General features: G+C 35.6%; 8 protein-coding genes and 3 pseudogenes. 6 read left to right on the top strand and 5 right to left on the bottom strand.

Annotated elements, in window-relative coordinates; all coding sequences use genetic code 11:
* Window positions 1-252: 252 nt before the first annotated feature.
* The gene (locus F6K22_RS41915) at window positions 253-351 is read right to left on the bottom strand and encodes a hypothetical protein (RefSeq protein ID WP_363273294.1); all 99 of its coding nucleotides are present in this window, start codon (window positions 349-351) and stop codon (window positions 253-255) included.
* Between the two features lie 373 nt (window positions 352-724).
* A complete protein-coding gene (locus F6K22_RS10695; RefSeq protein WP_293096897.1) occupies window positions 725-835 on the bottom strand; it encodes a DUF2887 domain-containing protein in 111 nt (36 codons plus the stop codon).
* A 520-nt stretch (window positions 836-1,355) separates the two neighbouring features.
* Between F6K22_RS10695 and F6K22_RS10690 the strand changes: the two are divergent.
* Window positions 1,356-2,637, top strand: a pseudogene (locus F6K22_RS10690) (protein kinase domain-containing protein).
* A gap of 1,169 nt (window positions 2,638-3,806) precedes the next feature.
* Here F6K22_RS10690 and F6K22_RS10685 read toward each other — a convergent pair.
* A complete protein-coding gene (locus F6K22_RS10685; RefSeq protein WP_293096894.1) occupies window positions 3,807-4,058 on the bottom strand; it encodes a UPF0175 family protein in 252 nt (83 codons plus the stop codon).
* A 146-nt stretch (window positions 4,059-4,204) separates the two neighbouring features.
* Between F6K22_RS10685 and F6K22_RS10680 the strand changes: the two are divergent.
* From F6K22_RS10680 to F6K22_RS41910, 3 genes and pseudogenes are all read left to right on the top strand, one after another.
* A pseudogene (locus F6K22_RS10680) lies at window positions 4,205-4,780 on the top strand (Uma2 family endonuclease).
* 152 nt (window positions 4,781-4,932) lie between these two features.
* A pseudogene (locus F6K22_RS10675) lies at window positions 4,933-5,508 on the top strand (Uma2 family endonuclease).
* A 161-nt stretch (window positions 5,509-5,669) separates the two neighbouring features.
* Window positions 5,670-6,620 (top strand): DUF192 domain-containing protein, encoded by a 951-nt coding sequence (locus F6K22_RS41910; RefSeq protein WP_363273291.1) that lies wholly within the window; start codon window positions 5,670-5,672, stop codon window positions 6,618-6,620.
* An 816-nt stretch (window positions 6,621-7,436) separates the two neighbouring features.
* Here F6K22_RS41910 and F6K22_RS10660 read toward each other — a convergent pair.
* Both F6K22_RS10660 and hemE read right to left on the bottom strand, forming a co-directional pair.
* Complete coding sequence (locus tag F6K22_RS10660; RefSeq protein ID WP_293096891.1) at window positions 7,437-8,390, bottom strand: NAD-dependent epimerase/dehydratase family protein; 954 nt, start codon at window positions 8,388-8,390, stop codon at window positions 7,437-7,439.
* A gap of 1,500 nt (window positions 8,391-9,890) precedes the next feature.
* Window positions 9,891-10,955: a uroporphyrinogen decarboxylase gene (hemE, locus tag F6K22_RS10655; protein ID WP_293096888.1), complete on the bottom strand. Its 1,065-nt coding sequence runs from the start codon at window positions 10,953-10,955 to the stop codon at window positions 9,891-9,893.
* 268 nt (window positions 10,956-11,223) lie between these two features.
* Here hemE and F6K22_RS10650 point away from each other — a divergent pair, with 268 nt between their 5' ends.
* Window positions 11,224-11,433 (top strand): hypothetical protein, encoded by a 210-nt coding sequence (locus F6K22_RS10650; protein ID WP_293096885.1) that lies wholly within the window; start codon window positions 11,224-11,226, stop codon window positions 11,431-11,433.
* Between the two features lie 111 nt (window positions 11,434-11,544).
* The gene (locus tag F6K22_RS10645) at window positions 11,545-11,808 is read left to right on the top strand and encodes a hypothetical protein (RefSeq protein WP_293096882.1); all 264 of its coding nucleotides are present in this window, start codon (window positions 11,545-11,547) and stop codon (window positions 11,806-11,808) included.
* Window positions 11,809-11,956 lie beyond the last annotated feature (148 nt).

Raw genomic sequence — 11,956 nt, 5'->3', positions numbered from 1 at the left:
TTAAAACTTCGGCAATTTTCTCAACAGAGAAGCCTCTTTTTAACAACTTAGGAACAACTTATAATTTTGTTTACTCAATTAATTCCTGAGCAAAACGAGTTTTTTTCAAATCATCAATACCAAACATAGCTTCTAACTCCTGAAGACTCATTTGTGGTAATTTTTTGAAAACAATAACTGACAATAATTTTAAAGGTTTTAACCGATAACTTTTATCTGTAAATTGCTGTTTTACTCGATTAATTCAAACAGTTAATTTCTCCAAATATTGTTTTTTTTCTCTACAACTAATTGAACAATCTGTACACCTAAAGGAGTTGTTTCATTCACTTCTAATTTATTCAAATAGATGCGCTTAACTAGGTCGTGTCATCAATTGAGAATTGAGAATTGAGAATAACGAGTAATTACTTTCCCGAAATTCCCCGAATCTTTCTGGTAAGTCTCTTGAGTCTCTCCAAGGAGCTCCCGCTAATTATCTTTATCAAACAGCTTCCACTTTCGAGGCAGTTGTATGTATGCTGTAATCTCAACCTCTTTAATTGATGACACACCCTAGGGGAGAATATAAAAAAGGTTGTACAGATTCTATTTGTCTTTTTGTCGGTTCAAAACTACGACTTTTCAGTTATCAGTTATCAGTTATCAGCTATTAGTAACTTTGACTGAAGTCATAAAACTGAAATACTGAACTTTATTCTTTTCATACTTTTAAAATCGGAAGCTAGCCACCTTTTTTTTCAGTATCTTGAGGTAAAAATTCCCCGTCTATTCTAAAGGAAGTCTGTTTTAATTCTACTGAATCAAAACGATAATCGTTGAGTTTTTCCGGCAATTATCCCCACAACTAAAAGAAGGTTTCAGGTAAGTCTTGAAAAATTCGATAAAATATACGATCGGTTTTCATTTTGTTTGAGATTTTCAACCTAATTGTATGAGAAACCTAGTTTCTCAAAAATTTACAGCAGATTCCAAATATATGAAGTACAAATATTAACAATTAAATCTTTCTAGTGCGGACATCTTGCCCGCGACGGGTGTATCTCACCAAGGTGGAGTCTGCTTTCAATAATTAATAATTAATAATTAATAATTAATAATTACCTCTTCTTAAAACATTGAGGATTAGCTCAAAGGAATTTTTTTCTTTTTTTCTCCTTGAAAGAAGAGGCTTTCAAGCTTGATTTTTCGGTAAGTTTATTAATACTGAGGCAGAAACCGGGTTTATACAGGAAATTTCCTGAAAAATAATAATCAAGGTAATAAACCTGGTTTCTTGATTTCTTGTTTAGATATCTCAGTCCTGCTTATAATTTAGTAATAGAGTTTAGTAGATTCTAAAAAAATTTATTATTATGTCTCAATGTCTCAACCCAGAATGCCTCAATATTAATCCCGATAATTTTCAATTCTGTCAAAAATGTGGAAATAAATTATTACTTGTAGAACGTTATTGGGCAAAAAGTATTCTCGGACAAGGTGGTTTTGGTCGAACTTTTTTAGCTGTAGATGAGTTTAAACCTTCTAAACCTTTTTGTGTAATTAAACAGTTTCTTCCCTGAGCTGCAGGGAACCGATACTGTGGCAAAAGCTGCCGAGTTATTTGCACAGGAAGCGGAAAGGTTGGAGTTGTTAGGAAAGCATCCACAAATTCCCGAACTTTTTGCTTATTTTTCTGTGGATAGTCGTCAATATTTAGTACAAGAATTTATTCAGGGAGAAACGCTACAACAAGAGTTAGACAACCGTGGCGTTTTTAATGAAAGTCAGATTCGAGATTTGTTAATAGACTTATTATCTGTTTTGCAGTTTGTTCACAGTCATAATGTGATTCATCGGGATATTAAACCGGAGAATATTATTAGGAGAGAGGCAGATAAAAAGTTAGTTTTGGTTGACTTTGGAGCATCTAAGATTATGCCGAAAACTCAACGTCGGACGGTGACAGGAAAAGTTATTGGAACGGCAGAATATTGCGCCCCGGAACAGTCGATGGGAAAGGCAAAGTCTGGGAGCGATCTGTATAGTTTGGGGGTTGTTTGTTTGTATTTATTGACTGGGATTAATCCGTTTGATTTATATGATGTAATGGAAATGGAATGGGTATGGCGAGATTGTTTAAATGGAAATTTTGTGAGTGATGAATTTGGTAAAGTTTTAGACCGTTTGGTGGAGCAAAAACCGAAGCAACGTTATCAGAAGGTTGAGGAGGTTTTGGCTGATTTAAGGTTGGGTAATTCTTCTGTTTCTGTTATTCCAAAAATTAAAAAGTCTCCAAAAATTTCTGTTTCTCCTACTCAAAAAAATCAACAACCTCGACAAAATTTTGTTTCTAATGATGTACCTTTGGTTTCAGCTAGAGGAATAAACTATGAAAATTTGCGTGATTTACTAGCAGCACGAAAGTGGAAAGAAGCAAATGAGGAAACTACTAATTGTATGTTTAAAGTTGCAAAGCGAGAAAAGCAAGGTTGGTTGAGAGTAAAAGATATAGATAATTTTCCTTGTGAAGACCTATACACTATTGACCAACTTTGGGTAAAACATAGTAATGGAAAATTTGGCTTTTCTGTGCAGAAGCAGATTTATCAGATTTTGGGTGGTACAAGACAGTATGATGAAAAAGTATGGAAATAATTCGGCAAAAAAGTGGGATGGCGTCAAGGAAAGAAATGGTTATATTACTCTGAGCTGAATTTTGGTCTGAACACAAATTACATGGGTCACCTCCCTTTGGTGGGGGGTGGAGGAATGGTTCGGGTAGTTCTTGGCATTGGGGGGTTGAGTGCAATCTTCTCTCGCGCAGAGATTTGTAGACTTCAAGATATAGCTGTTTCAGGCATCTGACATTCAGTTATCAGTTTTTAATAAGCTATTTATCGGCGATCGCATACCAGTCGTTCCCCCTTTCTACGACAGAAGTGATTGTCTATTGCGAGGCGGTTATAGAAACAGTTAACCTCTAGGATTTACTATTAACGAGCGCCGAAGCAATCTCCGGTATTATAGAAAGGATTGCTTCAGGGATACTGGGGTGCTTCAGATAAAATAATTACTTTTGCTTCCCCCCTCGCTACGGACAGTATTCTGCTCAAAAATTGTCTATTGCGAGGCGGTTATCGAAGCAGTTAACCTCTAGGATTTACTATTAACGAGCGCCGAAGCAATTTCGCGTATAATAGAAAAGATTGCTTCAGGGATACTGGGGTGCTTCAGATAAAATAATTACTTTTCCTTTCCCCCTCGCTACGGACAGTATTCTGCTCAAAAATTGTCTATTGCGAGGCGGTTATAGAAACAGTTAACCTCTAGGATTTACTATTAACGAGCGCCGAAGCAATCTCCGGTATTATAGAAAGGATTGCTTCAGGGATACTGGGGTGCTTCAGATAAAATAATTACTTTTGCTTCCCCCCTCGCTACGGACAGTATTCTGCTCAAAAATTGTCTATTGCGAGGCGGTTATCGAAGCAGTTAACCTCTAGGATTTACTATTAACGAGCGCCGAAGCAATTTCCCGTATAATAGAAAGGATTGCTTCAGGGATACTGGGGTGCTTCACATAAAATAATTACTTTTGCTTCCCCCCCTCGTAATGACAATACAGGTTTTTGGTAGTTAACTCTGAAGAGATTGCTTCGGGGGGGATACTGGGGTGCTTCACATAAAATAATTAGCTTTCCTTCCCCCCTCCCCCTCGCAATGACAGTAGAAAAACAATAATTTTCGGACTCAGTATTTACAGGAAGTTGAGTAAATTAGCTTGACTCAAAAAAATCAAAAGTGAAGTATTTATTACGGTTAATTCAGCCAAGCTCTAATTCCTTTTGTAAATCATTAAAATCAACATTAAAAACATCTATTTTTTCCCTTGCCAAACTAGCAAGAAAATCTCGACGGTTTAACCCAGCAACCTGAGCAGCTTTTTCTTGAGAAATTTCCCCTTTTTGATACCAATATATAGCCGCTGCTAAACGCATATCCTGAACAAATTCTTCAAAAGCTAAACGACGAGCAGAAAAAATCTCTTCTGGTAAATTAATAGTAATTTCTGACATGGAAATTTTTATCTAAAATTACATAAATTATACCAACTCGATCAATGTTCGCTATAGCTAATTTAGTCATTTTTAGTCATTATAATAGATATCAATCCCCCCAACTCCGCTTTGGAAGAGGGGCTATTAAACTTTTATGTTGAACTATGAATAGTTACACTATCGAGCTTAACCCAATAATTGAAATGACAGACGAACAATTCTTTCAACTATGTCAAAAAAATCAGGATTTAAGATTTGAACGAAATGCTAAAGGAGATTTAATTATTGTGCCCTTAATGAGTGGAAAAACTGGAATAATTAATGCTGAAATTTCTGGCAATTTAGGAATGTGGAATAGAGAAACAAAATTAGGAGTTGCTTTCAATTCTTCCGTAGGTTATCAACTCCCTAATGGTGCTAACCGTTCTCCCAGTTGTTCTTGGATACCTATAGAAAAATGAAAGAATTTAACTCCCGAACAAATATAAAAATTTTTACCTTTTTGCCCTGATTTTTTAATTGAATTAATGTCACCTTTCGACAGCTTATCCGACCCTAGAAAAAAAATGAAAGAATATCTGGAAAATGGGATGAAATTAGGTTGGTTAATTAATCGCAAAGATCGGCAAGTAGAAATTTATCGTGCTGGTAAAGAAGTGGAAATATTAGACTCCCCTGAAGTATTATCTGGAGAGGATGTTTTACCAGGGTTTGTTTTAGATATGACAAGAATTTGGTAGTTATTTTATACTGTGGAAATTTCTTATATTTGTAGAAAGGATTGCTTCGGGGGGTGTTGAGAATTTCTCTTGAAAGATAATTACTTTTCCTTCCACCCTCGCAATGACAGTATTAGTCTTTGGTAGTTAACTCCTCAGAATAAATAACCAAAATGACAAATCTTACTATTGATTTTAGTTCAGTTATTGACCTGACAGATGAACAATTCTTTCAACTATGTCAAAAAAATCAGGATTTAAGATTTGAACGAAATGCTAAAGGAGATTTAATTATTATGTCACCTGCTGGTGCAGAAACTGGAAATCGAAATGGTGGATTAACCCAACAATGATTTAACTGGGCAGACAGAAATAAACTTGGTATTGCTTTTGATTCATCAGCAGGTTTTCAACTCCCTAATGATGCTAACCGTTCTCCCAGTTGTTCCTGGATACCTATAGAAAAATGAAATAATTTAACTCCCGAACAAAGAGAAAAATTTTTACCTTTTTGCCCAGATTTTTTAATTGAATTAATGTCACCTTTCGACAGCTTATCCGACCCTAGAAAAAAAATGAAAGAATATCTGGAAAATGGGATGAAATTAGGTTGGTTAATTAATCGCAAATCTCGGCAAGTAGAAATTTATCGTGCTTCTAAAGATGTAGAAATATTAGACTCACCCGAAATATTATCTGGAGAGGATGTTTTACCAGAGTTTGTTTTAGATATGAAAACAATTTTGTAGCTACCTTCATTTTGTGAAGCTCCAAAAAATCCGTGACTGAAATCGGCTTGCACTTTCTAAATAATTTTGATATAGTAATAAATATAAGGATTAACTCGCCTATATACATGACTTTTTATTCAACTAAAAGATATTTTAGAGACTAATAACTGATAACTAAAATGACTAATATTCAAGGTACGGTAGGTATTGACTTTCTCAGTGGCACTCCCGATAATGACATTATGCCTGCTTTAGAAAGTAAAGATATTGCCCAAGGTTTCGGGGGGAACGACCAAATTTTCGGCAATCAGGGAACCGATGTCCTCCAAGGTAATCAAGGGGATGACATTATTTATGGCGGACAAGATGCCGATACAATTTTTGGAGGCCAAGGAAATGACTTCATTTCTGGAGATTTTGGAGCAGACTGGTTAATTGGCGACCTGGGTAGGGATACAATGACTGGGGGTGAGGGAGATGATGTATTTGCTATTGGTAGACGTGGGGGTTTATCTTCTACTGGTGGGGTAAATTTGGCAGATGCAGATGTAATTACAGATTTTGGGAATGGTGGCGATCGCCTCATCCTAACTGGAGGGTTACAATTTAGTGAGTTGAATATTTTGCTTTCTGAGGGTAATACTATTATTCAAGATAGAGTAACGGGAGAATATTTGGCAGTTTTGTCGGGAGTGACAAATCTTGATGAGTCGAATTTTAGTTCTTTGTTGGGTGGGGTGGAGTTAGCTCAAATGTTACCTATTTCAGCACAGGCAAATTTTTCTGGTCAAGTTGTTAATTTGGAGGTAGCGCGAACTCCATTTGAGCAAGCAGTAGGTTTGATGTTTCGGACTGAGTTGCCGGATAATCAGGGAATGTTATTTTCTATTGACCCTCCTCGCACTGTGAATTTTTGGATGAGAAATGTGTTTATTAATTTGGATATGGTGTTTCTGAGGAATGGGGAGGTACAGGCGATTTTTTCTAATTTACCTCCTTGCGAATCTGAACCTTGCCCTACTTACGGACCTGGTACTCCTGTTGATGGGGTGATTGAGTTGAGGGGGGGTAGAGCTATGGAGTTGGGTTTAAGGGTTGGCGATCGAATTGATATTCAGCCTCTTTTTTAGCAGGATAAATTGATTGATTATTTGATTGTGCTGTAGGATTCTGGTTTGTTTGTTGAATAAAAAGTCATGTAAAAGGGCGAGTTTACCCTTATAAATAAATTATATCACAATTGTTTGTTAATTGCCTGAGTTATTTCTCTGATTTTTTTTGGAGCTTCAAGAAATGAAAATCAGATGACTGTGAATACTTGAGACTTTTTTCCTTACTTCAATATATTTATGGTTCTGAAAATATCAGCAATTGATTATTTGATTATTTGATTGTGCTGTAGGATTCTGGTTTGTTTGTTGAATAAAAAGTCATGTAAAAGGGCGAGTTTAACCTTATAAATAAATTGTATCACAATTTTTGTTGATTGTCAGTTTAGTTTTCCTGGAATTTTTCTGGAGCTTCACGAAATGAAAATCAGATGACTGTGAATACTTGAGAATTTTTTCTCCTACTTCAATATATTTCTAGTTCTCAAAATATCAGCAATTGATTATTTGATTGTGCTGTAAGATTCTGGTTTTTATGAATTTTTCTAGAGCTTCAAGAAATGAAAAGCAGATGACTGTGAATACTTGAGAATTTTTTCCCTACTTCAATATATTTCTAGTTCTCAAAATATCAGCAATTGATTATTTGATTATTTGATTGTGCTGTAGAATTCTGGTTTTTTAGTTGAATAAAAAGTCATATGTAGGGGCGAGTTTAACCTTATAAATAAATTGTATCACAATTTTTGTTGATTGTCAGTTTAGTTTTCCTGGAATTTTTCTGGAGCTTCACGAAATGAAAATCAGATGACTGTGAATACTTGAGAATTTTTTCCCCTACTTCAATATATTTCTAGTTCTCAAAATATCAGGAACAGTAGGGCAATAAATCGGCAGTTCAAAAGTTCCTGGATTAATAGGATTTTGATATGTAAAATGGCGATATTCTAAACAGAATCTATCCCAAGCTGCAACCTTAATTTGGAATACTGAAATTATTACCTCTATCAACCAAGGAGCCAAATTAAAACGAAAAAATATTCGCTTCTTCAGATATGCACAAATTTCTTCAATAGCCTGATTTACTGTAACTTTTGGATTCCCTAAAATTAATTTTTGTAATTCTTTTGACTGGGGTGGGTTTTCGACTAAATAAGTAACTACTTGAGAAATATCAGCAGCATGAATAAAATGGAAACTACCATCAGTCTTTAACCATCGGATTAAACCAATATGTTTAATTATTTCTGGCAAACCAGCAGAGAGATGAGAATATGGTTTTTCTTCATCTCCTCCTAAAACCAAGGTAGGAAAAAGACAAGTCAGAGGAGGTATATTCTTAAGTCGAGATAACTGATACATACAGTCATATTTAGAACGAATATAGTCAGTACCAATCTCTCCTGCTTTTTTGAGTAATCTATTATTTTGGTCGAGGATACTGGCGGTAGAAAAATAGATGATATTTTCACAAACTTCTGGGTTTAGTAATGAGATTAACTTAATAGTTTTAATCACATTAATATCAAATACTTCCTGCAAATTTCCCCAAGCAGTAGCAGCTAAAATTGCCACATTAATTTCTTGGAGTAAGGAGGAAAACTGCTCAATTTCTCTCAAGTTTGCGTTTAAAAGATTAACACCAGGACGAGCTTTATAGTCAACTTTTAATTTATCTGGGTTCCTAACTAATAAGTAAAGTTCGTGGTGGGTATTTTGAATTAGGGATTCGACAATATAGTGACCAATACATCCACTACCACCGGTGATAAAAATCCGTTTATGACTCATATAAATCAGTTATTGGTTATTAGTTATTAGTTATTAGCAAAATTTGTAGTGGACTGACACACCTTAAATGGTGCATTAGAAAAAAATGGCTAAACTTTGCTATAAGAAGAATTATATGAAAAAAGTAGTCTGCACAGTTGGAGCAATAATAATTTCATTTTCTCAAGCGCCTGCGAGATGAAGGTGGATAGTGGAATTTTCCGACTATTACTTATAGAGTCAGAATAATTTCATTTTCTCAAGCACCTGCGAGATGGAGGTGAGTATTGGAATTTTCTGACTATTGTGTATAGAGAAATAGTTAATACATTTTCTGAAGCGCCTGCGAGATGAAGGTGGATAGTGGAATTTTCCGACTATTACTTATAGAGTCAGAATAATTTCATTTTCTCAAGCACCTGCGAGATGGAGGTGAGTATTGGAATTTTCTGACTATTGTGTATAGAGAAATAGTTAATACATTTTCTGAAGCACCTGCGAGATGGAGGTGAGTATTGGAATTTTCCGACTATTACTTATAGAGTCAGAATAATTTCATTTTCTCAAGCGCATGCGAGATGGAGGTGAGTATGGGAATTTTCTGACTATTGTGTATAGAGAAATAGTTAATACATTTTCTGAAGCACCTGCGAGATGGAGGTGAGTATTGGAATTTTCCGACTATTACTTATAGAGTCAGAATAATTTCATTTTCTCAAGCGCATGCGAGATGGAGGTGAGTATGGGAATTTTCTGACTATTGTGTATAGAGAAATAGTTAATACATTTTCTGAAGCGCCTGCGAGATGAAGGTGGATAGTGGAATTTTCTGACTATTGTATATAGAGAAATAGTTAATACATTTTCTGAAGCGCCTGCGAGATGAAGGTGGATAGTGGAATTTTCTGACTATTGTGTATAGAGAAATAGTTAATACATTTTCTGAAGCACCTGCGAGATGGAGGTGGGTATTGGAATTTTCTGGCTATTACTTATAGAGTCAGAATAATTTCATTTTCTCAAGCACCTGCGAGATGGAGGTGAGTAGTGGAATTTTCTGACTATTACTTATAGAGTCAGAATAATTTCATTTTCTCAAGCACCTGCGAGATGAAGGTGGATAGTGGAATTTTCCGACTATTACTTATAGAGTCAGAATAATTTCATTTTCTCAAGCGCCTGCGAGATGGAGGTGGGTATGGGAATTTTCTGACTATTACCTATAGAGCAATAGTTAATTCATTTTCTGAAGCACTCCACCAGGGGAGATGAATAGTGAAATTTCTCTTCTATTGCGTATGGAGCAAGAGTTAATTCTCTGAAGCATCTCGCATCTTGAAAGAAAGCAATAACAGCATAAGCATGTAAAGCAATATTTATTCCGTAACATTCTTTTTTAAAAATGGTATTAAACCTCTCCCACTAAAAAAAGATACAATATTTTGCTGTAAATTTAAGGGTAGGTGAGAAACCCACCCCTAAAAAAAATTAATCCAAATCTCAAATATGCTTTAATTTAACTTAAGCAGTTACTGCTAGTAAATTACTTACCTCTTTGGCAGTTTTAAAGAAATACTCTACATTTTCTTCAGGAGTCTTTTGCAAAACACCATGTCCTAAATTTAATATATGACCTCGGTTGCCAGCTTTGCGAATAGTTTCCAAAATGCGAGATTTGATAAACTCTTTAGAGCCAAAAAGTACGCCGGGGTCGATATTTCCCTGAATACCAATATTCTTACCAAGGCGTTGTCTAGCTTCACCAATATCTACAGTCCAGTCTACACTTACTATATCAACACCAGTCTGGGGCATTCTCTCCAATAATCCAGCACTGCCATTAATATATAGAATGAAAGGTGTATTAGGATGAGTCTTCTTAACCTGCTGCACTACCAATTTTTGATAAGGCAAAGCAAAAGTTTCATAATCTTGAGGACTAAGTTGACCTGCCCAAGAATCAAACATTTGGATAACTTGTGCCCCACTATTTATTTGATAACGAGCATAAACAGCGATCGCCTCTGCCAGTTTACCTAGAAACTGATGCAACATTTCTGGCTCGCAAAAAGCCATTCTCTTGATATTTGTATAATCTTTACAACTCTTACCTTCTATAGCATAAGCAGCTAAAGTCCAAGGTGCCCCAACAAAACCTAAAACTGCTGCCTCATTCTTAACTTCTCTTTTGAGAATTTGCAAAATTTCCCTAATAAAAGGTAGAGACTCTTCTGGTTCGATAGGATGAAGTTGGTCAATTTGAGATTGAGTGCGAATAGGCGGATCGATAATTGGCCCTTTACTTTCGGCAATATCAAAATCAATACCTATTGCTGGAAGTGGAGTTAAGATATCTGAGAATAAAATCACTCCATCAGGTTTAAAAGCGTGGAAAGGTTGCAGAGATATTTCCACAGCAATATCTACGTTTTCGGAACGCTCACGAAATGAGGGGTATTTATCTCGTAAATCTCGATAAGCTTTCATGTAGCGACCCGCTTGTCTCATCATCCATACAGGTGGACGGTCTAATAACTCACCCTGAGTTGCTCGTAATAAATAGGGTATTTGGCTTGATTCGGCCATCTTTATTTTACCTTCTACTTCTCAAATTTTTTATCTAAATAGCAAGCAAAGCTTATGGGAGTCCGACATAATCAAAGTCTCAAACTCGAATATTGAAATATTTATAGTAAGATAGCCTTTTTCTTTTGCCTTTTACCCTTTGCCTTCTGCTATATCTTTAAGGTCAACATTTGATAATTGTCCTAATTTGTTAGTTTACAAGGGCGTGACATTTGTGGAAATAGTCAGGTTTGGATTGTAACGAAAGTTTACTATTTCAGGATAGGGAGTGTGGGAGGTGTGGGAGGTGTGGGAAGTGTGGGAGGTGTGGGAGAAAGTAGGGAGTAGTAATTTGGGTTTAGTGGCAAGAGAAAATCAGAAAAAACAACTGTGCTTGAGCAACTCGAACGACTCGCTCCATTTCAAATATTTCCCAATTTTCAGAAAGCTCAAATTGGAAATATCAAAATTTTCATTTGTGGGAAAAAGTCAAAAGTAGTAATTCTGATTTAGTAGCAAAATAAAATCATCAGCAACTCGAACGACTCGCTCTATTTCAAATATTTCCCAATTTTCAGAAAGCTCAAATTGGAAATATCAAAATTTTCATTTGTGGGAAAAAGTCAAAAGTAGTAATTCTGATTTAGTAGCAAAAGAAAATTATCAAAACAACTCTGCTCAAGCAACTCGAACGACTCGCTCTATTTCAAATATTTCCCAATTTTCAGAAAGCTCAAATTGGAAATATCAAAATTTTCATTTTTTAGAGAAAGTCAAAAGTAGTAATTCGGATTTAGTGGCAAAAGAAAATCATCAAAAACAACACTGCTCGAACGACTCGAACGACTCGCTCGACTCGCTCCATTTCAAATAATTCCCAATTCTCAGTCAGCTCAAATTGGAAATATCAAAATTTTCATTTGTGGGAAAAAGTCAAAAGTAGTAATTCGGATTTAGTGGCAAAAGAAAATCATCAAAAACAACACTGCTCGAACGACTCGAACGACTCGCTCGACTCGCTC

The sequence above is a fragment of the Okeania sp. SIO2F4 genome (assembly GCF_010672385.1).
Taxonomy (GTDB): Bacteria; Cyanobacteriota; Cyanobacteriia; order Cyanobacteriales; family Microcoleaceae; genus Trichodesmium.
The sequence above is the reverse complement of the archived record's forward strand: the minus strand, read 5'-3'. Positions and strand labels throughout refer to the sequence as shown.